General features: G+C 59.6%; 20 protein-coding genes. 15 read left to right on the top strand and 5 right to left on the bottom strand.

What is annotated here, in order from left to right:
- Positions 1-125: 125 nt before the first annotated feature.
- The gene (locus ACL7TT_RS04045; RefSeq protein ID WP_413393365.1) at positions 126-1,472 is read left to right on the top strand and encodes an HD-GYP domain-containing protein; all 1,347 of its coding nucleotides are present in this window, start codon (positions 126-128) and stop codon (positions 1,470-1,472) included.
- 51 nt (positions 1,473-1,523) lie between these two features.
- Here the strand turns inward: ACL7TT_RS04045 and asd are convergent, their stop codons facing one another.
- Genes asd through rsgA form a run of 3 tightly spaced genes read right to left on the bottom strand, consistent with a single transcriptional unit; the run spans position 1,524 to position 4,248 of the window.
- Positions 1,524-2,396, bottom strand: a complete 873-nt coding sequence (gene asd / locus ACL7TT_RS04050) for an archaetidylserine decarboxylase (protein ID WP_413393367.1) — start codon at positions 2,394-2,396, stop codon at positions 1,524-1,526.
- Positions 2,397-2,422: 26 nt separating this feature from the next.
- A complete protein-coding gene (locus ACL7TT_RS04055) occupies positions 2,423-3,220 on the bottom strand; it encodes a sulfurtransferase (protein WP_413393369.1) in 798 nt (265 codons plus the stop codon).
- A complete protein-coding gene (gene rsgA, locus ACL7TT_RS04060) occupies positions 3,214-4,248 on the bottom strand; it encodes a small ribosomal subunit biogenesis GTPase RsgA (protein WP_413393371.1) in 1,035 nt (344 codons plus the stop codon). Before rsgA ends, ACL7TT_RS04055 begins: the two co-directional genes overlap by 7 nt.
- 85 nt (positions 4,249-4,333) lie before the next feature.
- Between rsgA and orn the strand changes: the two genes are divergently transcribed.
- Positions 4,334-4,873, top strand: a complete 540-nt coding sequence (gene orn, locus ACL7TT_RS04065; protein WP_299939945.1) for an oligoribonuclease — start codon at positions 4,334-4,336, stop codon at positions 4,871-4,873.
- A gap of 24 nt (positions 4,874-4,897) precedes the next feature.
- Here the strand turns inward: orn and queG are convergent, their stop codons facing one another.
- Positions 4,898-6,001 (bottom strand): tRNA epoxyqueuosine(34) reductase QueG, encoded by a 1,104-nt coding sequence (gene queG, locus ACL7TT_RS04070; protein ID WP_413393373.1) that lies wholly within the window; start codon positions 5,999-6,001, stop codon positions 4,898-4,900.
- Positions 6,002-6,137: 136 nt separating this feature from the next.
- Here queG and ACL7TT_RS04075 point away from each other — a divergent pair, with 136 nt between their 5' ends.
- The 13 genes from ACL7TT_RS04075 (at position 6,138) to ACL7TT_RS04135 (ending at position 21,497) form a co-directional block, all read left to right on the top strand.
- On the top strand, positions 6,138-7,619 hold the full coding sequence (locus ACL7TT_RS04075; protein WP_413393375.1) for an NAD(P)H-hydrate dehydratase: 1,482 nt from the start codon (positions 6,138-6,140) through the stop codon (positions 7,617-7,619).
- A gap of 2 nt (positions 7,620-7,621) precedes the next feature.
- A complete protein-coding gene (gene tsaE, locus ACL7TT_RS04080; protein WP_413393377.1) occupies positions 7,622-8,137 on the top strand; it encodes a tRNA (adenosine(37)-N6)-threonylcarbamoyltransferase complex ATPase subunit type 1 TsaE in 516 nt (171 codons plus the stop codon).
- A gap of 79 nt (positions 8,138-8,216) precedes the next feature.
- A complete protein-coding gene (locus tag ACL7TT_RS04085; RefSeq protein ID WP_413393378.1) occupies positions 8,217-9,479 on the top strand; it encodes an N-acetylmuramoyl-L-alanine amidase in 1,263 nt (420 codons plus the stop codon).
- A gap of 55 nt (positions 9,480-9,534) precedes the next feature.
- Positions 9,535-11,415, top strand: coding sequence for a DNA mismatch repair endonuclease MutL (gene mutL / locus ACL7TT_RS04090; RefSeq protein ID WP_413393379.1), 1,881 nt, complete (start codon positions 9,535-9,537; stop codon positions 11,413-11,415).
- A 70-nt stretch (positions 11,416-11,485) separates the two neighbouring features.
- Entirely contained in the window at positions 11,486-12,409 is a 924-nt protein-coding gene (gene miaA, locus ACL7TT_RS04095; RefSeq protein ID WP_413393459.1) for a tRNA (adenosine(37)-N6)-dimethylallyltransferase MiaA, read from the top strand.
- Between the two features lie 191 nt (positions 12,410-12,600).
- Positions 12,601-12,885: an RNA chaperone Hfq gene (hfq, locus tag ACL7TT_RS04100; RefSeq protein WP_299939929.1), complete on the top strand. Its 285-nt coding sequence runs from the start codon at positions 12,601-12,603 to the stop codon at positions 12,883-12,885.
- Between the two features lie 138 nt (positions 12,886-13,023).
- Positions 13,024-14,355 (top strand): ribosome rescue GTPase HflX, encoded by a 1,332-nt coding sequence (gene hflX, locus ACL7TT_RS04105; protein ID WP_413393382.1) that lies wholly within the window; start codon positions 13,024-13,026, stop codon positions 14,353-14,355.
- 148 nt (positions 14,356-14,503) lie between these two features.
- Complete coding sequence (gene hflK, locus ACL7TT_RS04110; protein ID WP_299940390.1) at positions 14,504-15,640, top strand: FtsH protease activity modulator HflK; 1,137 nt, start codon at positions 14,504-14,506, stop codon at positions 15,638-15,640.
- An 11-nt stretch (positions 15,641-15,651) separates the two neighbouring features.
- The gene (gene hflC / locus ACL7TT_RS04115) at positions 15,652-16,524 is read left to right on the top strand and encodes a protease modulator HflC (RefSeq protein ID WP_299939923.1); all 873 of its coding nucleotides are present in this window, start codon (positions 15,652-15,654) and stop codon (positions 16,522-16,524) included.
- Positions 16,525-16,719: 195 nt separating this feature from the next.
- A complete protein-coding gene (locus ACL7TT_RS04120) occupies positions 16,720-17,916 on the top strand; it encodes an ATP phosphoribosyltransferase regulatory subunit (protein WP_413393384.1) in 1,197 nt (398 codons plus the stop codon).
- A gap of 114 nt (positions 17,917-18,030) precedes the next feature.
- A complete protein-coding gene (locus tag ACL7TT_RS04125) occupies positions 18,031-19,353 on the top strand; it encodes an adenylosuccinate synthase (RefSeq protein WP_413393385.1) in 1,323 nt (440 codons plus the stop codon).
- 141 nt (positions 19,354-19,494) lie between these two features.
- Positions 19,495-20,148, top strand: coding sequence for a PAQR family membrane homeostasis protein TrhA (gene trhA, locus ACL7TT_RS04130; protein ID WP_413393387.1), 654 nt, complete (start codon positions 19,495-19,497; stop codon positions 20,146-20,148).
- A gap of 128 nt (positions 20,149-20,276) precedes the next feature.
- A complete protein-coding gene (locus ACL7TT_RS04135; RefSeq protein ID WP_299939914.1) occupies positions 20,277-21,497 on the top strand; it encodes a lytic murein transglycosylase in 1,221 nt (406 codons plus the stop codon).
- Between the two features lie 7 nt (positions 21,498-21,504).
- Here ACL7TT_RS04135 and ACL7TT_RS04140 read toward each other — a convergent pair whose 3' ends face one another.
- Complete coding sequence (locus ACL7TT_RS04140) at positions 21,505-22,527, bottom strand: succinylglutamate desuccinylase/aspartoacylase family protein (RefSeq protein ID WP_413393389.1); 1,023 nt, start codon at positions 22,525-22,527, stop codon at positions 21,505-21,507.
- Positions 22,528-22,560: the final 33 nt, after the last annotated feature.

Consider the following 22,560-nt stretch of genomic DNA (forward strand, 5'->3'; position numbering starts at 1 on the left):
GGGTGCTCGTCAATATCTCTCCATGATATAAAGAGACGCTTGCCCAGAGTGTTCCGGCTGTTGCGCCCTGGCGGTTCTTCTGGGCGCGTTACAGCCAATTTTCACAGTGGTCGGCATCTCTCCAAGTGGCAATCGAACAGGTAAAAATTTCCGTCGGTGACCTCCAGCGCGGCATGTTTGTTTCCAGGCTCGACAGGCCCTGGGCCCGAACGCCCTTTGCTCTGCAGGGTTTTTATATTCGCGATCTGGAGGAGATTCGCCAGCTGCAAAAATACTGCCGCTATGTCTATGTGGATGTGCACAAGACCGTAGGCAGTGCCGGTGCCACTCTTCGCCGTCTCCTAGGCGGCAGTTGCGGCAGGCAAGACCGGGCCGCTTCCCGTGTTGTTATCCCCTGTCGCCCTGTGGCTATTGCGCACGGGGCCTACCCACCGCCGCAACCGGCCCGGCGCGAGGCCGGCAGTGCGCGCAAACTGTACGGGCAAATTCTGCAGGGTATGGGGGAAGTGATGGCACTGGTGGTCAGCAATCGCCCACTACCGCTGAGGCAGGTAAACCGGGTGGTGGAAGACCTGGTCGAGAGCGTGTTGCGCAGCCCGGATGCCTTCACCTGGCTGGCGCGGGTGCGGCATAGGGATGAACACACCTATAGCCACTCGGTGCGCGCCAGCATCTGGGCGGTAGTGTTTGGCCGCCATATCGGCCTGGCGCGGCGGGCGCTGGTAAGGCTGGGTGTGGCCACGCTGCTCAAGGACGTGGGTAAGCTGTCTATCGCCAGAGAAATACTGCAAATGCAGCAACGGAATCCCCGCAGCGAACTGGAATACCGCAAATTTGTTCAACACAGTGTGCAATTGCTGGCCACAGATGCGCAAATAGATCCTGAGGTGGTCCGTGTTGTGCAGGGTCATTGCGAGCGCCACGACGGCAGCGGCTACCCCGCCGGCTTGCGCGGCGACAAGATTCCGGTACTGTCGCGCCTGTGCGGGATCGTGACCTTCTACGATGAGGCCACCAACCCGCGCGGTGCCGGCCAGTCCATAGCGCCGTCCTGCGCGGTGGCGCAACTCTACGATTTGCGTGGCATCGCTTATCAGGAGCAGCTGGTGGTCGAGTTTATCCAGGCGATCGGGCTATACCCCACCGGCACCCAGGTGGAGCTTTCCACTGGAGAGGTTGGCGTGGTGGTGGAGCAAAATTACGGCCGGCGCCTCAGACCCAAGGTGATGATTATTCTGGATGGCCACAAGCGCCAGCTGAGCAAGCCGCGCCTGTTTGACCTGGCTGCCGCCGAAGACCGCGCAGAGAAGCTGATTGAGCGGGGCAAAATGGGTGCCCGGGAAAAAATTCGTATTTTGCGGGATATAGAACCCGGTGCTTATCCCCAGGTGGATACCGCTGCTGTGCGGGACCACTACCTGTTCAAGGGCGGCGGGCAACTGTCCCGGCTGATCTCGCGCCTGGCAAACTAGCCGGGCTTTTTACAGCCTGTGTAGGCCATATTGGCGAGAGCAACCTCCCGTTTACAAAGCCCGCTCCTTGTGGGTGACAAGGTTGCCGAAATGCGCACCCATATGCACCAGAGACTCTGCTTCCAGAGTGTCTAGCCAGCACACCCGGTCTGCACCGAACAGCATGATGACTGTCGAGCCCAGCTTAAAGCGCCCCATCTCCTGGCCTTTTTCCAGGTGGATTGGTGCATTGTTGAGATAGTTGCTGTTGCGAACATCGCGCCTGTGCGGGGTTACCTGGCCCGCCCACACGGTCTCGATGCCGGCGACGATCATGGCACCCACCAGGATCATGGCCATGGGGCCGGCGGCGGTATCGAATAGACACACCAGGCGCTCATTGCGGGCAAACAGGCGCGGTACGTTTTCTGCGGTCACTGTGTTGACTGAGAACAGCTGGCCCGGCACATAGGTCATGCTGCGTAGGGTACCGGCAATCGGCATATGTACTCGGTGGTAATCCTTGGGCGACAGGTAAACCGTAGCGAAATGACCGTGGTTAAATTGCGCCGCCAGCTCCGGGTCCCCACCCACCAGTTCCAGCAGGCTGTAATCGTGTCCCTTGGCCTGGAATATGCGGTCATCGTGAATACTGCCCAGCTGACTGATGGCGCCATCTACCGGGCAGGCGAGACTGTGTTCGCCAGTGACAATAGGGCGTGCGTCTTCTTTCAATGCGCGGGTGAAGAAATCGTTAAAGGTGCGATAGGCGGTGCAGTCGGTTTCCTTCGCCTCCCGCATATTGACGCCGTACTTTTCCACGAACCAGCGGGTAAAAGGGTCTTTGATCAATTTGATTTCGGTGTCTGCCAGCCAGCCGGCAGCGCGGGACAGGGCGTGCTGCGGGGTCAGGTACTGCAGTGTGGCAAAGAGTTTTGGATGCATAGAATGACAAGGGTTCCCGGTGATGTTTACGTTTCTATCGGTGTATCGGGCAAATTGCCCCACTCGCTCCAGGAACCGGGATAGGCACGGATATCCAGGCCCAGGGATGTGCCTACCAGCCAGGTAAAGCCGGAACGGTGGTGACTCTGGCAGTGGGTGACAATTGTGTGTTTGTTATCGATCCCCAGCTTCGCGAGAAACGCCCGCGCATCGGTACGGATACGCAGATCGCGCTGGGAGTCCATCAACTGGGTCCACTCGCAGTTGATGGCGCCGGGAATATGCCCGCCTTTCCTGGCCAGGACCCGCTCGCCACGGTACTCCTGCGGCGAGCGTGCATCCCACACGAGGAAGTCAGGGTTGCCCAGTTGTGCTTGAATCTGTTGGGCATCCATGGTCGCGGCGGTGTTGATCGAGAGATCGATTTCACTGGGCGTGACCTGCGGCTTCTCGGTGGCAAGGGGCAGGCCGGCGCCGCGCCAGGCGCGCATGCCACCGTTCAAATAGCTGTAGTTGTGATGGCCGATGACTTCCAGGGTCCACAGGAAGCGCCCGGCCCAGCCACCGCCTTCGTCATCGCAGGCCACCACATGCGTTTCGGGGCGTAGACCAATGGCGCGAAATACACGGGTCAGTTGATTCAGGTCCGGCAGTTTGCCCGGTGCCGGCGGCGTGCCGGCCATCAGGGCCTGGAATGACAGGTGCAGGGCACCGGGGATATGGCCGTTCAGGTAGTTCTGGGGGGCACTGAGATCGACGACCAGCAGCGCCTCGTGCGCCAGCTCAACGGCGAGGTCTTCCGCCTCTATTATCAGGTTCAACATTTATTCTCCGATGCCAGGCTGTTGCGCAGGTGCAAAAAACTGTTCATACGCCGCTCGCTAATCTCCCCATTGGCCAGTGCGGCGCGGATAGCGCAGTCGGGTTCTCCCTGGTGACGGCAGTCGCGAAAGCGGCAATGGCCGATAAAGGGGCGGAACTCAACGAATCCCTCCAATAATGCCGCCTCTTCCAGGTGCCAGAGACCAAACTCGCGGATACCGGGGGAGTCTATCAGATTGCCGCCACTGGGCAGGTGAAACAATTCCGCCGCGGTGGTGGTGTGGGTGCCCTTCTGGGTGGCTTCTGAGAGCATGCCAGTGTGTGCGCCGGCGCCAGGGAGCAGTGCATTCACCAGTGATGACTTCCCAACGCCGGACTGGCCCACAAAAACACTGCTACCTTGAGCCAGGGCCTCCAGTAACCGGGGCAGGCCTTCGCCAGTTTTGGTGGAGAGTCCCAGCACCGGGTAGCCCAGGTCGGGGTAGGGTGCCAGCAGTGCTTCCAAGGGCTCGCGGTTGCTGCCGTCGATCAGGTCGATCTTGTTCAGCAGCAGAATGGGCGCAATGCCAGTGGTTTCCGCAGCGACCAGGTAGCGGTCGATGGCATTGGCGAAGGGCTCGGGATAGGGCGCTATCACAATGACAATACGATCGATATTGGCGGCTATGGTTTTCAGGTCGCCATAGCGATCCGGGCGTTGCAATTCTGATGTGCGTGGCAGGCACGCGCCGACAACGCCGCAGCCGCTATCGCTACTGGCCGGGCGCCAGGCGACTCGGTCCCCGGTCACCAGGGTGTCGATGTTGGCGCGCAGGTGGCAGCGTTGGCGCAGAGACGGATTACTGTCGCTCTCCACCAGGATCTGGGTGCCGTAATTGACAATCACCAGGCCGGTTTGCTCCGGGCCCAGGCGATCGTGCTCCAGGGCCTGCTCCGCGGACTGACCGCGCTTGTGCGCGCGCGCTTCGCGCTCCTGTTGGGCCTTGGCAATGCGCCACTGCTGGCGCCGGTTCAATTTGCGTTTACTCATGCACTGGTACCTGGGGATCAGCGGCGGATTATAGCTATTGGCGGGTAGGTAGGGTAACTTGCGCGGAAAGTTTGAGGAGACCCCTGTGGATCAGAACAACCTGATCTGGATTGATCTGGAGATGACCGGCCTCGATCCGGAGAGAGAGCGTATTATCGAGATCGCGACCATTGTGACCGATGCGCGGCTCAAAATTCTCGCTGAGGGCCCGGCCCTGGTGGTTCACCAGAGCGATGCGCTGCTGGAGGCCATGGATGAGTGGAATACCGAGCAGCACGGCGGCTCCGGCCTGATGGCGCGGGTTAAGGCGTCGACGATTTGCGAGCGGGAGGCGGAGCGGGAAACCCTAGAATTCCTGCGCCACTGGGTGCCGGAGGGCGCCTCGCCCATGTGCGGTAATTCCATCGGCCAGGATCGCCGCTTTCTGGTCAAATATATGCCGCAGCTGGAATCCTATTTTCACTATCGCAATTTGGATGTCAGTTCGGTGAAAGAGTTGGCCAGGCGCTGGCGTCCGGATGTGCTCGAGGGCATAAAAAAGCACAGCAGCCACCTGGCTCTCGATGATATTCGCGATTCCATCGAGGAACTGCGCCACTACCGCGAGACTTTTTTCCGCCTCTAGCCCTGTGTACCGCAGCGCGTTTTGTCAGGGTGCGCGCTTGATTTTGCGTTTGCGCCTACGCCCGCTGCGCAACCGCGCCAGGGCCCAGTCGATATGCTCCAGTACCAGTGGCGTGGCGGTTTTTCGCGCCTGCTCCAGAACACCAACCACTGCAACGCTGGATTCTCCATTGCCCAGGGCCACCGCCAGGTTGCGCTGCCAGCGCTCGTAACCGATACGACGAATGGGGGAGCCTTCGGTCTTGCGCAGGAACTCCGCCTCCGTCCAGACAAACAGCTTGAGCAGTTCGCCGTTATCCAGGCCGTGGCGCGGGTGGAAGTCCCGCTCGGCGGTGGGCTTGGCGAACTTGTTCCAGGGGCAGATCGTCTGGCAGTCGTCACAGCCGAACACCCGATTGCCCATTGGTTCGCGAAGTGCCTCCGGTATCGGTCCCCCATTCTCAATGGTCAGGTAAGAAATGCAGCGGCGCGCATCCAGCGTGCGGGGGCCGATAAAGGCATCGGTGGGACACACCTTGAGGCAGGCGACACAGTCTCCGCACTGGTCGTCCTCACCGCTGGTATCCACCGGCAGTGGCAGGTTGGTATAGATCTCGCCGAGAAAGAAAAAGGAGCCTGCTTTGGGGTTGATAATCAGGCAGTTCTTGCCCACCCAGCCGAGGCCGGCCTTCCTGGCCAGGGCGCGCTCCATCACCGGGGCACTGTCGGTAAAGGCGCGCCCCTTGGAGTCGATACCCTGTTCGGCGCAGAAAGAATCGATTTTCCTAGCCAGGGTGGCCAGGCGCTTGCGAATCAGTTTGTGGTAATCGCGGCCATTGGCGTAGCGGGAGACGTAGGCCTTGCTGGAATCCCTGAGCACTTCAATCGGCCGTGTATCCGGAGGCAGGTAGTCGAGGCGGGCGCAGATGACACGTAAGGTGCCCGCCTCCAATAACTCCGGACGCCAGCGCTTTTCACCATGGGCACCCATCCACGCCATATCCCCATGGTAGCCCGCGTCTATCCAGGCGCGCAGGCGCTCGCCGTCTTCCTCAAGCTGGCAATCGGTGATGCCAATTTGCTGAAAGCCCAACTCCCGCCCCCAGCGTTTGATCAGGTTGGCAAGTTCAAGGAGCAGTGATTCGGTCATAAATTAAAGTGGCTCGATATCTCGTGCAAGCACACCGCCTGGCCGGGGCGGTATACTTTGCTGTCAGGGCGAGTGACGGCGATGTAATCGCCTATTTTGCCACAGATTAAATCTTGACCACTATTGCGGGAGTCGCATGGACACGCCTCAACCTCTTTACAGTGCCGAATCGGTTCGGGAACTCGACCGACAGGCGATGGCTGCACTGGGGATCCCCTCCATCCAATTGATGAAGCGCGCCGGTCGCGCTGCGTTTACCCATTTGCTGGCACGCTGGCCGGATATCGGTCGCATACAGGTCTACTGTGGCGGTGGCAACAATGGTGGCGATGGCTATGTCATTGCGGCACTGGCCGCGCAGAAGAATATTCCCGTCACCGTTTTTGCCTGCACCAACCCCGGGCGCCTTGGCGGCGATGCCCGAGAAGCCCATGACTACGCCTGTCGCGAGGGCGTGCGGATAGTGACCGCTCTCACCCAGATGGACAGTGCCGATGGCGATACCCTGACCGTGGACGCCCTGCTCGGCACCGGCTTCAGCGGCGTACTGCGGCCCCCGGTAGCGCACGCCATAGAGCGTATGCGCAAGAGCAGGGGACCGGTGCTCGCCGTGGATATCCCCTCGGGGCTCGATGCCGATACCGGCAGTGCAGAGCTGGCGGTGTGTGCAGAGATGACGGTCACTTTTATTGGCCGCAAGCTGGGTCTTTATTATGGCCGCGGACCGGCGCTTTGCGGTGAGGTGATCTTTGCAGGGCTCGGCGTGCCAGAGCCAGCATACGACGCGGTGCGACCACTGGTGCAACGCTATGGGAGTGCCAGTATCAAACGCTTACCGCCGCGCCCTGCCGACAGCTTCAAAAACCAGTTCGGTCATATTCTGATTGTGGGTGGCGACAGCGGTTTTGGCGGCGCGGCGTTAATGGCGGCACAGTCTTCGGCACGCGCCGGTGCTGGCCTGATCTCCCTTGCAACGCGCCCCGGGCACCTGGGTGCGGCACTGACCCGCTGCCCAGAGGTGATGGCGCACCCTGTGGTTTCTGGACAGGAACTGGAGCCGCTGCTCACAGGCCCCGACGTGATAGCGGTGGGGCCGGGGCTTGGACGCTCGCCTTGGAGTGAGCAGCTGCTGGCACGTGTTGGTCGTACAGGCAGTCCGCTGGTGGTGGATGCCGATGCCCTGAATATTCTCGCGCAGGGGCGGGTGCTGGCCGGGGTCAAGCGGGGCGACTGGGTGCTGACCCCCCATGTGGGGGAGGCTGCGCGTCTGCTCGGCTGCGATACCGCCGAAGTGTGTGCCGATCCCCGTGCGGCGGCAGTGGCTGTTCAGCAGAAATTCAGTGGCGTGGTGATACTGAAAGGGGCTGGTACGCTGATTGCCCACGACGGTGGTGTTGACCTGATCAACAGCGGTAACCCGGGAATGGCCTCCGGCGGCATGGGCGACCTGCTCACCGGCATTGTTGCGGCGCTGATCGGTCAGCATCTGCCGCTTGTGGAAGCGGCGCGCCTGGCGGTGTGGCTGCACGGTGAAGCGGGTAATCGCGCCGCCGCGGATGGCCAGCGCGGTTTGCTCGCCACGGATTTGTTGCCCTGGATTCGCCGGCTGGTGGATTGATTGTGGGTGAACTGAAATTGCATCTGGCGGACGAGGCGGCAACGGTGGCCGGCGGTGAAGTATTGGGTCGCGCCTGCCTTGCCAGTGGTTTGCAGCAGGGGTTGACCCTGTACCTGAACGGCCAGCTGGGTGCCGGTAAAACCACCTTTTGCCGGGGTGTGCTGCGTGCATTTGGCCATAACGGTGCGGTGAAAAGCCCCACCTATACCCTGGTCGAGCCCTATGAGCTGGGCGCCCAGCGTATCTATCATTTCGACCTCTACCGGCTCGGTGATGCCGAGGAGCTGGAATTTATGGGGGTGCGGGATTATTTCGTCGCACACAGCCTGGCTCTGGTGGAGTGGCCTGAGCGCGGTGCCGGTGTATTGCCGGAGCCGGACCTGCAGGTAGAGCTGGGAGTACGGGATAACGGCCGTCTGCTGTATTTAACCGCTCACTCCAAACAGGGTGAGCGGGTCATGGGTTTGCTGGGAAAATTGCGACGGGAACACGGAAAGGAATTGGATACAGGGCAGTAGATATCAGATGAGCCGTGAGGGTTGGTAGTTAATGGAATTGAGGTGGCGATGGCTGATGGCCCCGGTGTGCGTGCTGGCAATGGCGCTGCCGGTTGCGGCGGCGGAAGTAGAGGGGGTGCGCCTGTGGCGTGCGCCGGATCACACACGTCTGGTTTTTGACTTGAGTGCCCCGGCAGAGCACAAACTCTTTACCCTGAGTAGACCACACCGGGTAGTGGTGGATATTACTGATACCAAATTGAAGGCCCAGTTAGATGCACTGGATTTAAAAGATACTCCAATATCTCAGGTACGCCACGCGCAACATAATAAGAAAGATCTGCGTGTGGTGCTCGATCTCAAACAGCAGATTAAGCCGCGCAGTTTTTCCCTGCGTCGCCACGAGAAATTACCGGATCGCCTGGTAATCGATCTTTACGACAAAGTTGAAAATCAAGAAAAGACTCTACAACAAGTAAGTAGTGAGCGAGATATCGTTATTGCTGTAAATGCTGGTCACGGGGGCGAGGATCCAGGAGCTCTAGGTCCTAGCGGTCTACGGGAGAAGGATGTCGTGCTGGCAATTGCGCGCAAACTTCAACGGGAGCTTGATCGAGAGCGGGGATTTAGCGCGAAATTGGTAAGAACAGGCGATTATTTTATTCCCTTGAGACAGAGAGTAAAAAAAGGGCGTAAAATGCGTGCTGATTTGTATGTTTCGATTCACGCCGATGCCTTTACCCGAAAGGAGGCTCGTGGTGCTGGGGTCTATGCAGTTTCCTCTCGAGGAGCGACCAGTGAGACGGCACGCTTCTTGGCTCAGCGAGAAAATGAGTCTGACTTAATTGGGGGAGCGGGAGACCTGAGTCTGGATGACAAGGATGATACTCTTGCCGGGGTATTATTGGACCTGTCGATGACTGCAACTATGAATGCGAGTCTCGATATTGGTGCCAGCGTATTGAGCTCCCTGGGTAGTTTTACCCGTTTGCACAAAAAGAAAGTGGAGCAGGCAAATTTCTCAGAGCTGCGCAACCCGGATGTACCTTCGATCCTTGTAGAAACAGGCTTTATCACTAATCCTTATGAGTCTCGGCGCCTCAGCGACCCTAAATTCCAACAGCTCATGGCAGAAAAACTCAGCGAAGGTATAGTGGGCTATTTCAACCGTCGTCCGCCGGCAGGCACTTGGCTAGCAACCAACCAGAGCACCAGGTCGCGGCGCCATATAATTGCCCGAGGTGAGACTTTATCTGGGATAGCTGCGCAGTATAATATCTCTGTTTCAGCCCTAATGAGGGCTAATGGCATTAAAAACTCAGTGATTCGTGTGGGTCAAACTCTGAGTATTCCCTCGAGGTAATATCGAATTCTGAAGCCTTTCGGGCCGGTCAAATAAGTGTTAACAGGCCAGAGTCATGCACGAACGTATCCAGCAATTATCGCCCCGCCTTGCCAACCAAATCGCTGCCGGTGAAGTGGTAGAGCGCCCGGCCTCAGTTATTAAGGAACTGCTGGAGAACAGTCTCGATGCCGGTGCCACACGCCTGGATGTGGATATAGAGAAGGGCGGTATCAAGCGAATGAAGGTGCGTGATAACGGCAAGGGGATTGACCAGGATGACCTGGCGCTGGCGCTCGCACGCCACGCCACCTCGAAAATCCATGCGTTGGAAGATCTGGATGCAGTGGCAACCCTGGGCTTTCGCGGTGAGGCTTTGGCCAGTATTTCCTCGGTGGCACGCCTGACCCTGACCAGCAGCCGCAACGAGCATGGCAAGGGCTGGCAGGTGAGTGCCGAGGGTCGCGAAATGCGGGCCCAGTTGACGCCGGCAGCCCATCCGCGGGGCACCACAGTGGATGCGCGCGACCTGTTTTTCAATACGCCGCCGCGGCGCAAGTTTCTGCGCACAGAGAAGACTGAATTCAACCGTATTGACGAGACGATCAAGCGCCTGGCCCTGTCCCGCTTTGATGTCTCCATCAGTCTGCGCCACAACGGCAAGGGTGTTCTCAGCCTGCGTGCCGGTAGCAATCGCGTGGAGATGGAGCGTCGTGTAGCTCAGATCTGCGGTTCGGCGTTTATGCACAACGCCCTGCATATCGAGGTGGAACGCAGCGGACTGCGCCTGTGGGGCTGGGTGGCCGAGCCGGCCTTCTCCCGGTCCCAGGCGGACCTGCAGTTTTTCTATGTCAATGGCCGTGCCATTCGCGACAAGGTCGTGAGCCATGCGGTGCGCCGTGCCTTTGCCGATGTGCTCCACCACGGTCGCCATCCCGCCTTTGTGCTCTACCTGGAACTGGACCCGGCGTCGGTGGATGTCAATGTGCACCCGACCAAGCACGAAGTGCGCTTTCGCGACAGTCGCCTGGTGCATGATTTCCTGTTTGGCAGTCTGCACCGGGCCCTGGCGGATGCGCGCCCAGGACAGCGGGAAAAAGCTGCAGAGGGCGCGGTGACCGAAGTTGCCGAAACTGTGGGTATGGGAAAAGCGACCGGCATCCGGGGCGGGGAATTTGCCGGGCAACAGAAGATGCCACTGAGCAATCGGCCATCTCCGGGGAACCTGCAGCAGCAGATACATGCCTACGGTACCCTGCACCAGCCCTACCAGGAGGGTGCAGGGGTTGCGGAGCCCCTAACTGAAGGTTCCGCTGGCGTAGCTGCGGTGGCGCCACTGCCTATGGGTGGTGAAGCGGCCTCCGGAGAAGGGGTACCGCCGTTGGGGTTCGCCATTGCCCAATTGCACGGAATTTATATTCTCGCGCAGAACGAGCAGGGCATGATCATAGTGGATATGCATGCCGCCCACGAGCGCATCGTCTATGAACAGATGAAGGTGGCTCACGCTGCCGGAGGTATCCAGGCACAGCCGCTGCTGGTGCCGGTGAGCCTGGTAGTGAGCCAGGGCGAGGCAGATTGCTTTGAGGAGCGCAGTGAAGTTTTTACCTCCCTCGGTTTTTTGCTACAGCGCGCCGGGCCCGAGACTTTATTGGTGCGCCAGGTGCCCACCATGCTGCACGGTGCTGAGGTGGAGCAACTGGTGCGGGATGTGCTCTCTGACTTGCTGGGACAGGGGGATAGTGAGCGTATCGGTGAGCGTATTAACGAGATTCTTGGCACCATGGCCTGCCATGGCTCGGTGCGTGCTAACCGACGCTTGACGGTACCGGAAATGAACGCCTTGCTGCGGGATATGGAGCACACCGAACGCAGCGGCCAGTGCAATCACGGCCGCCCCACCTGGACGCAGGTTAAGCTGGCTGAGATGGACAAGTGGTTTATGCGCGGTCAATAACCGCGAATTGGAAGTAGGTGGCGATTTGACCGAGCGCACTTCGGGCGACAAACCCCGCGCAATATTCCTTATGGGGCCCACTGCATCGGGCAAGACGGATCTGGCCATGGCTATTGCCGACCGTTTACCGGTGGCCCTGATCAGTGTTGATTCCGCGCTGGTCTACCGTGGCCTGGATCTGGGTTCGGCCAAACCAACGGCGCAGGAATTGGTCCGTTACCCCCACTGCCTGATCGATATCTGCGAGCCCAGTGAATCCTATTCCGCTGGGCGCTTTTACGCGGATGCCCTTCTGGCTATGGATGAAATCAGTGCAGCCGGTAAAATTCCTTTACTGGTTGGCGGAACTATGTTGTATTTCCGCGCTCTCTTGCAAGGATTGGCAGCATTGCCCAGGGCCGATACGCAAGTGCGCGCTGACATCGAGGCGCGTGCCGAGCGCGAGGGCTGGCCGGCGCTGCACGCGGAGCTGGTCCGGGTCGACCCGGAACTGGCGGCAGAATTGCACCCCAATCACTCGGCGCGTATTGAGCGGGGATTGGAAGTCTACCGCCTCACCGGCGTGCCGTTGTCTCGACTGCGCCGCGAACAGACCGGTGGCGGGGTGCAGGAGCGCTACCAGCTGCACCAGTTGGCGATCATGCCGAGGGACAGGGCGCTGTTGCATCAGCGCATCGAAGTGCGTTTTAAACGAATGCTCAAGGCAGGGCTGGTTGAGGAAGTGCGGGGGCTGCGCGCGCGTGGCGACCTGCACGGGGATCTGCCGGCGATGCGTGCGGTGGGCTATCGCCAAGTGTGGCAATACCTGGAGGGGCACTGCGGTTACGATGAGATGGTTGCCGCGGGTATCGCCGCCACCCGCCAACTGGCCAAGCGCCAGTTGACCTGGCTGCGACGCTGGCCGGCGCTGGCGACTTTGTATACTCAGGATGCCGAGGGCAGGGAGCGCGCGCAGGAGGAAATAGTGGCGGAAGCCTTGAAATTTCTCGCCTGAGCAACCATAACGTGATTGGGCCAAAAAGCGACAGGCCCATTCAGTCAGTTTTCACAGAGTCCGGCCTTTTCCGGATCGCTACTACACTACTTACACGCGTATTCAACCTCAGTCGTTCTTTGATCCGCGCATTTCGCGGGTGTGATTGTGGCCTGCATACCGAATTCAGCTTTTTGACAAGGAGAAAAAAGATGTCAAAAGGGCATAGCTTACAAGACCCTTACCTCAACGTATTGCGCAAAGAGCGTATCCCGGTTTCTATCTATTTGGTCAACGGCATCAAGCTCCAGGGACAAATTGAATCTTTCGATCAGTTTGTGGTGTTACTGAAAAATACCGTCAGCCAAATGGTGTACAAGCATGCAATTTCCACTGTGGTTCCATCCCGCGCGGTGCGCGTACCGCTGCTGAACCCGGCGGCCCAACACGGCGGTGAAGGTCATGCAGAAAGCGGTGAGCACGAATCCTTCAGCTGAGTGGTCCGCGCGCTAAATTGACCTGTGCTCCGCTTGAGCGGGGCGCCCGCAGTTGAGTCAGCGCACAACGGCCTCGCCGGCTGCCACTTCCCGTCAGGGAGCCGGGCCGGCACCCGTTTTAGCAACAGAGAATTCCCATTGTTTTTCGATCGACCGGAATCCGGTGAACTGGCCGTGCTGGTGCACCTAGAACTCTCCGCTATCGACAGTCCCGATGACCCGCGTGAGTTTGAGGAACTGGCCCTCTCTGCGGGAGCAGATCCCGTCAGCTTCATCTTTGGGCAGCGTGCAACTCCGGACCCGAAAACCTTTGTCGGGCGTGGCAAGCTGGAGGAGATTGCTCAGGCGGTACAGGAACAGGGCGCGGAGCTTGTGATCTTCGATCACATCCTTTCCCCCAGCCAGGAGCGCAATATCGAGCGCGAACTGAAATGCCGGGTGCTGGACCGCACCGGTCTGATTTTGGACATATTTGCCCAGCGCGCACGCACCCATGAGGGCAAGCTACAAGTCGAGCTGGCACAGCTGCGCCATATGGCCACCAGGCTTGTGCGCGGCTGGACCCATCTGGAACGGCAGAAAGGCGGTATCGGCCTGCGCGGGCCGGGTGAAACCCAGTTGGAAACCGACCGCCGTCTGTTGCGCGCGCGTATCGACGCCATCGAGAAGCGTCTTGGAAAAGTCCGGCGCCAGCGGGAGCAGGGCCGGCGTGCGCGTTCCCGTGCGGAAGTGGCCACGGTGTCGCTGGTCGGCTACACCAACGCCGGCAAGTCCACCCTGTTCAACCGCCTCACCGACGCCGAAGTGTATGTGCGCGATCAGCTGTTCGCCACCCTCGACCCGACCATGCGCAGGGTTGAATTGCCCAATGTCGGCGCCATGGTATTGGCAGATACCGTGGGGTTTGTCTCGCACTTGCCACATAAACTGGTAGAAGCTTTTCGAGCCACGCTGGAGGAAGCTGCCAATGCAACCCTGCTGCTGCATGTTGTGGATGCCGCCGCGGAGGACCGCTTGCACCTGATGGAAGAGGTGCAGACGGTTCTCGGAGAAATTGATGCGTCAGACCTGCCGCAGCTGGTTGTGTATAACAAAATCGATTTACTCGCCGATTTTGCCCCACGTATGGATTGTGATAACCGGGGTGTGCCGCGTGCGGTTTGGCTATCCGCCGCTACCGGTGAAGGTTGCGAACTGTTGGTGGAGGCGATCGCCCGGCGCCTGGGTGAACAAATGGTGCGTGGCCGGTTGGTGGTGAGACCCCAGCAATCCCGCCTGCGCGCCCAGTTGTACCAGATCAACGCCATTCAGGGCGAGGCCTATCGCGACAATGGTGATTGCGAGCTGCAGCTACTGCTGCCGCGCAGGGACTTCCAGCGCCTACTGGCGCCATTTACTGCCGGCGACGAAGGCCCTGTTTGGCTGCCACTGGTGGACACGGGTGAGGGCAGCGGGCAGAGGGAACACTAATGGCCTCTGAGCAGGTGTGGGTATTGTTGTACAACCGCAATTGCGACAGACTTGCCTGCAGCTGAGTCCTGGCGGCAATATTTTTCCGGCGGTGATGCTAGAATCCGCCGGAGTCAAAGCGTTAATGATCAGAGTTGGAGTAATCTTGATGGCCTGGAATGAGCCGGGTGGTAATAACAAAGACCCCTGGGGTGGTGGTAATCGCAAGAACGATGGCCCGCCGGACCTGGACGAATTGTTCCGTAAAATTCAACAAAAACTCGGTGGCCTGTTCGGCGGCGGCAGCCCCGGTACCGGTACTGGTAATTTCCCCTGGATGTTGATCATTGTCCTTGGCGCATTGATTTACGCGGGCCTGGGGATTTATCAGGTCAATGCCAACGAGGCCGCGGTGGTGCTGCGCTTGGGCAAATACCACACCACGGAATCCGCCGGTCTGCACTGGAACCCGCCGCTGATCGACAGTGTCACCAAGGTCAATATGACCGAGGTGCGGACCGAGCGCACCACCGGGCAAATGCTCACGGAAGACGCCAATATTGTTGAAGTGGTGCTTACCGTACAGTGGCAGGTGGGCGATGCGGAATCCTATGTGCTGCGTGTGCGCGATCCGGTCAAGAGCCTGCAGGAGGCCACCGACAGTGCCCTGCGCCATGTGGTGGGTTCCCTGACCCTAAACGGCGTGATTTCCCAGAACCGAACCCAGGTGTCTACGGATACCCAGCAGCGCCTGCAGGAATATCTGGATCTCTACCAGACCGGTATTCTTATCGATGTGGTTAACCTGACCGAAGCCCAGGCGCCGCGTGAAGTGCAGGATGCGTTTGACGACGTCACCAAGGCTCGCGAGGACGAGGTGCGCTTGCAGAACGAAGCCCAGGCTTACGCCAACCAGGTAATCCCGGTAGCCCGTGGCCAGGCCCAGCGTATGATCGAAGAGGCGGAGGGCTACAAGGCCCGCGTGGTGGAGAGTGCCCGCGGTGAAGCGGTGCGCTTCGAAAAGCTGCTGGCCGAATACGAGCGCGCCCCGGAAGTCACCCGCGAGCGCCTCTATCTGGATGCGCTTCAGGAGGTGATGTCCGGTACTTCCAAGGTTATGGTGGATGTCGAAGGTGGCAACAACATCATGTACCTGCCGCTGGACAAGCTGGCCCAGGAAAGCGCGACGCCGGCGGCGCAACGCCAAGGCACCTCGCCGGTTGTGGTCGAGGAGGTCTACCAGCGCGTTGTTGAGCGGTTGCGCAACGATGCGGCCAACAGCCGCCGCAGCCAGACTGTGCGTTAGGAGGAGATGGAATGAATAACAGAACACTGGCCATTATCGCGGGCGTGCTGCTCGGCATACTGCTGATTTCCTCCAGCGCCTTTGTGGTGAAGGAAACGGAAAAGGCGGTGCTGCTGCGCTTCGGTGAACTGGTGCGTTCCTACTACGAGCCCGGGCTCTACTTCAAGTTTCCGTTTGCGGAGAAGCTGCGCAAGTTTGACGCGCGTATCCAGACGGTGGACTCCAGCCCGGTGCGTATGCTCAACAGCGAAAACAAGTTTATGATGGTTGATTCGTACGCCAAGTACCGTATCTCCGACGTGAGCAAGTTCTATATCGCCACCCGCGGCGACGAGCGCAACGCCGTGCGCCTGCTGTCCGAGCAGATCAATGACCGCCTGCGTAACCAGTTCGGTGTGCGCGACCTGCACGAAGTGGTGAGTGGTGAGCGCGACGAGCTAATGTCGGAGATCACCAAGAACCTGAACCTAGTGGCGCAGAAGAATTTGGGCGTGGAAGTTATCGATGTGCGCGTCAAGCGTATCGACCTACCGCCGGAGGTGTCCGAATCGGTGTTTCAGCGCATGCGCGCCGGCCGGGAGCTGGAAGCGCGGGATCACCGTGCCAAAGGTGAGGAAGCCAGCGAGCGTATCCGCGCCAATGCAGACCGCCAGGAGGTGGTGATTGTGTCCGAGGCTTACCGCCAGTCCGAGGAGCTGCGCGGTGGAGGTGATGCGGAAGCGGCCGCTATCTATGCCGCAGCCTACAACAAGAACCCCGAGTTCTACCGCTTTACCCGCAGCCTGCAGGCTTACAAGGAGTCCTTCAAGAGCAAGTCGGACATGCTGTTGGTGGAGCCGGACAGTGAATTTTTCCGCTACCTGAAGAACCCTAAAGGGGAGTAAGCGGGAAAAACCAATCGGCGCTTTACCTACGGGTCTGCGCGTCTCTTACGGGAGTCCCGGGCTGTCGCACCGACAGCCCCAAAAACCCTACCTTCCCGCCAGTACTTGATGCTAAAATCACACAAACCGGGCCTCGCCCGGTTTTTTTGTGGCAACTGCCGGCCATCCTGTTAACTTTGAAAAGTCCGTTTCACCATGACCCAAGCTGATCGCTGGATGTTGCCCGATGGCATCGCGGAAATTCTGCCTGCAGATGCCGTTCAGGTTGAAACCCTGCGCCGCCGACTGTTGGATCTCTACCACTGCTGGGGCTACGAACTGGTGATACCGCCGATGCTGGAATTCACCGAGTCCCTGTTGATTGGGATGGGGCGGGATGTGGATCTGAGTACCTTCAAAGTTACCGACCAGATCTCAGGCCGCACCTTGGGTATCCGCGCCGATATCACCCCGCAAGCCGCGCGTATCGATGCGCACAGTTTTCCGCGCGCCGGTGCCAACCGCCTGTGTTACGCCGGCCATGTTCTGTATACCCGACCGCGCACGGCCATGGGTTCCCGCGCCCCGTTCCAGGTCGGTGCAGAACTGTTTGGTGTCGACAACCTGAATGGGGATATCGAGGTCATTTCACTGATGCTGGAGAGCCTGCAGATTGCCGGGGTCGAACGCATTCACCTGGATCTCGGCCACGTTGCCATCTATCGCAGTCTGGCCGAGGCGGGGGGGCTGGACGAAGCACAGCGCGAGGCGCTGTCCGCCCTGCTACAGAGCAAAGCGAGCGCCGATGTGCGCAGTTGGGTGGCGGAAAATGTTGCCGACCCACAGACGGCCGCCTGGTTGCAGGTATTGCCCGGGTTGGCGGGGGGCGTGGAGTGCCTGGAGAGGGCTGACGCAATGCTCGCCGGTGCGCCGGCAGCGTTGCAGGGCGCGCTGACTGACCTGCGCAAGGCGGCAGATGCCCTGCGCGGACGCTACCCGGCGGTGGAACTGTTTTTTGATTTAAGTGAAGTGCGCGGTTACGACTATGAAACCGGGCTGGTGTTCGCCGCCTATACACCGGGGCACGGCCAGGCGCTTGCCAATGGTGGCCGCTATAACGGTATTGGTGCGGTCTTTGGGCGCAATCGCCCGGCCACCGGCTTCAGTAGCGACCTGGTAGTGCTCAATACCCTGGGCAATGGCCCGGCACCGGGCGCCGGAGCTATTCTCGCGCCGCAAGTCCATGGGTCGGATGACGCCGCCGGGTTTTGGCGCACCGTTGGCGAACTGCGCGCGCGGGGAGAGGTGGTGATTGCCGCGCTGTGCGGTGACACAGACAGCGATCTCCATACGCGCTGCGACCGCGAGCTGGTGCTCGACAGGGACTCCTGGGTGGTGAAGCCACGGGATTAAGGGATAGCGGCCACAGCGGTGCCGCACACTGTGCGGCAGAAATCCCTGATAGCCACTTTTGCCGGGGCTTACAGCTCCAACTAGAGAAAAACCTGAGTTTAGAGATTGATACAGATGGGCGAGAACCTGGTAGTGTTGGGAACCCAGTGGGGTGATGAAGGCAAGGGCAAGATTGTCGATTTGCTAACAGAGAAAGTCTCTCTGGTTGTGCGCTTTCAAGGTGGGCATAACGCCGGTCACACCCTGGTTATCGACGGTGAGAAAACCGTACTGCACCTGATTCCCTCCGGTATTCTGCGCCCAAGCGTAACCTGCCTGATTGGCAACGGCGTGGTACTGTCTCCCGAAGCACTGCTGGATGAGATGCAAGCGCTGGAAAAGAAAGGTGTGCCTGTCAGAGCGCGTCTGCGCCTGTCACCGGCCTGCCCATTGATCCTGCCTATACACGCAGCACTCGATGCAGCTCGTGAGACAGCCCGCGGCGATAAGGCGATAGGAACGACCAAACGCGGCATTGGCCCGGCCTATGAAGACAAGGTGGCTCGCCGTGGCCTGCGCCTGGGTGACCTGTGCAACTGGGATCACTTCTGCAGCCAACTCAAGGAGCTTATCGATTATCACAATTTTGCCCTGACCCGGTATTACAACGTGGAGCCGGTCAGTTATGAGGACACGCTGGAGAAGGCGAAGCACTGGCGTGAGCAGCTGGTGCCGATGATCACCGATGTAGCGGATCGCTTGCACAAGGCCCGTGAGCAGGGTGAACACATCCTGTTCGAAGGCGCCCAGGGCTCACTGCTGGATATCGACCACGGCACTTACCCGTTTGTAACCTCTTCCAACACGACTGCCGGCGGTACCGCCACTGGCTCCGGTTTTGGTCCGCTGTACCTGGATTATGTACTGGGCATCACCAAAGCCTATACCACCCGTGTTGGCAGTGGCCCCTTCCCGACCGAACTGGACTGTGAAGTCGGCCGCTATCTGGGTGAGAAAGGCCACGAATTTGGTGCAACGACCGGACGAGAGCGCCGCACAGGTTGGTTCGATGCCGTAGCCGTGCGCCATGCGATTCGTATCAACAGTATTTCGGGCCTGTGCCTGACCAAACTGGATGTGCTCGATGGCCTCGGGGAAGTGAAGATCTGTGTGGGCTACTGCAACAGCGCCGGTGAAGCCGTAGCAGTCCCCTTCGACGCCGCTGGCTGGGAGGGCGTGGAGCCGGTTTACGAGGTCATGCCCGGCTGGGGGGAGACCACCAAAGGCGTGCGCAGCGAGGCGGATCTGCCGCCTAATGCCAAGGCCTATATCGCCCGTATTGAGGCGCTGGTGGGAGTGCCTGTAGAGATAGTTTCCACAGGGCCGGATCGCAATGAAACCATTGTGCGGGCCTCTTCTGCACTCTGTAAAATGGGAATTCACAACGCCAGTGAGTAAGCTTTGGCGAGCGGGAAGTGAATCAATGGTCTGATGCAGTTCTTGCTATTTTCCATGGGGCCACTGATGATGGGGTTTGATCCATGCCGTTGGCCGAGCAGTTTTACGGGGCTCGAAACCTGAATTTGACCGGGTGAATCCATGCCTAGATCCGTATCCGTTACCAGTCGCTATAGCTTTGCCGAAGAGATTGCCAATAGCGTCACCCACGGTATCGGAGCGCTGCTCGCCATCGCAGGCCTGGGGGTTCTGAGCGGTTTTGCCGCCCTGCGCGGTGATGCCTGGCATATTGTCAGTGCCAGTGTCTATGCCTCGACCCTGATCCTGTGCTTTCTCGCCTCGACCCTGTACCATGCCGTGAGCCATATCGGGGCCAAGGCGGTATTGCGCACACTGGACCACTCCTCGATATTCCTGCTGATTGCAGGGACCTATACGCCGTTTACCCTGGTGACTCTGCGCGGCCCCTGGGGCTGGTGGCTGTTCGGGATTATCTGGGGGCTGGCCCTGTTGGGACTGATTATCCAGCTAACCCCGCTAAAGAGGATTCGTGCCCTTTCCATTACCCTCAGCGCGCTGATGGGTTGGGTGGTGATCGCCGCAATCAAGCCGCTGGCGGGCAGCCTTGAAACCGGTGGTCTCTGGTTGCTGATGATAGGTGGCCTCTGTTATACCGGCGGCATCGTTTTCTACCTATGGCGCGGCCTGCGCTTCCATCACGCCATCTGGCATCTGTTTGTTTTGGCCGGTGGGATCCTGCACTTCTTTGCCGTGCTGTTTTATGTGATCCCCTGAATGCCGTGCGCCCGCGGCGATTGCCGGCAAGCCGCCCCTGTGGCCGGTCACCGGTAAAAACCGCCTTTCAGATCAAGGGGACTCGGTCTACCCTTGAGCGAGCAGAATCCAGTATCAAGGGTACCGCAATGCGTCAACCGTACAGAACCCCCTCGCTGCCCTGTCTCCTCGCGCTCTTTGCGGCACTTTTCTGCACTGTTGCCCAGGCGGCCGATCAGCCCGACCCGGCTTTCGAGCAATGGGTGCGGGAATTTCGCCAGACAGCCATTAGTAATGGTATTTCCGCACAGGTTTACGATCAGGCATTTAAGGGCATTACCTCGCCGGACCAGTGGGTGTTGGACAGGGCCAGTTTCCAGCCGGAGTTCAAGGCGCCGGTATGGCAGTACTTTGATAACCGGGTGCAGCGCAGGGCGATTGAGCGGGGCAAACAGGAAAAGGAAAAAATAGCGCCCTGGCTCGACAAAATCGAGAAACGCTTTGGCGTGGACCCGGATATTCTCCTGGCGATCTGGTCGGTGGAGTCGAGCTTTGGCGGTATTCTCGGCAATGACAAGGTCTTGCGCAATGTGATCCGCTCCCTAGCGACCCTCGCCTATGCCGACCAAAAACGCAAAAAGTTCGGTCGCCAGCAGCTGCTCGCTGCCCTGAAGATACTGCAAGCCGGGGATATCGAAGACCGCTATCTGCTCGGTTCCTGGGCTGGTGCCATGGGCCATACCCAGTTTATTCCCACCAGCTACTTGGCTTACGCAGTGGATATCGATGGCGATGGCAAGCGCGATATCTGGAACTCCGTGCCCGATGCCCTGGCCACAGCGGCCAATCTGCTGTCGAGCAATGGCTGGCAGCGCGGCAAGCCTTGGGGGTATGAAGTGACTATCCCTCAGCGTAGACTGCCGGCGGGCAAACTCACTGTGGCGGAGTGGGAAAAACTCGGTGTCAAGCGCGCCAATGGCGACCCCTTCCCCAGTAAGGCGGCGGTGGCCGAACTGAAATTGCCGGATGGCCGCCAGGGCCCGGTCTTTCTGGTATTCAAAAACTTCTTTGTGTTGAAGCGCTATAACAACTCCGATCGCTACGCAATAGCCATCGGCCTGCTTGCCGATCGCATCGGTGGCGCTCCCCCGTTGGTCAAGGACTGGAATCGCCCCTTTACCCCCCTGCAAAGCGGCCAGGTGGAGGAACTGCAGAAACTGTTAAATCAGCAGGGCTTTTACAGTGGCGAAATCGATGGCAAGGCCGGCCCCGCTACCCGCAAGGCCATTCGGGCGTTCGAGGCGCGGGCTGGCGTTGCGGTCAAGGGCTATCCCAGCAAAGAGGTGCTTGAATTACTGCAGCGGCAGTAAGGTGCGATCAGAAGTTTTCATCCGGCAGCAGGCTGTCCTGCAGCAGCTCGAGGTTTTCCACCACTTCCTGCGGCTCGCGGAAATAGGCGATGTGGTACATCGCCTCGCCCTCCTGCACCAGGGGGATATTCTGTTGCCCGATAATAATGCCCACGCCGTTGCAACAGACCCGGTCGAGTGCATTGCCGAAAGGGTCGGCAATCGTTGCCAGCAGCTCCCCCTCGTGTACCTGATCTCCCAGGGACTTCATATAGTTGGCAATACCACTGTCACCGGCCCTCAGCCAGCCGCTGCGCCGCGCGACAAACGGCTCGATGGGGTTGTTCCTGCGTCCTTTCGGCAGCATATGCAGGTGCCGCAGGACATTGATCACCCCTTTTACGCCGGCGCGGATACAGAGCTCGTCAAAACGCAGGGCCTCCCCTGCTTCGTAGAGCAGGATCCTTACCCCAAGGTCCGCGGCCGCCTGGCGCAGGGAGCCGTCCCGGATGGAGGTGTTTAGCAGCACCGGCACACCGAAGGCTTTGGCCATAGCGCGGGTGGCTACGTCATCCAGGTTGGCGCGAATCTGTGGCAGGTTACTGCGATGGGCGGCGCCGGTGTGCAGGTCGATGCCATAGTCGCATTTGGTCACGACTTCGTTGAGGAACACATGGGCCATACGCGCCGCCAGCGACCCTTTGGCCGATCCGGGAAAGGAGCGGTTGAGGTCGCGCCGATCGGGTAGATAGCGGGTGTGTTGCAGTACGCCATACACATTGACCATCGGTACTGCGATCAAAGTACCGCGTAGCGACTGCAGCGCGCGCCTGCGGATCAGGCGGCTGATCACCTCAATGCCGTTTAACTCATCCCCGTGCACCGCAGCGCAGACAAAGAGGACCGGGCCGTCCCTTTTGCCGCGCTGTACATGGACGGGAATGGCCATCTCGGTGTTTGTATACAGGCTGACAACGGGCAGGTCGATGCGGCGGGACTCCCCTCTGGACACCGGAATATCGCCAATTTCAAAATCGGGCGTGGCTTTCATGGTTCAGCCGCACGATTGACCTGATTATCAGAG

This window comes from Microbulbifer jejuensis (assembly GCF_047289955.1).
Classification (GTDB): domain Bacteria; phylum Pseudomonadota; class Gammaproteobacteria; order Pseudomonadales; family Cellvibrionaceae; genus Microbulbifer.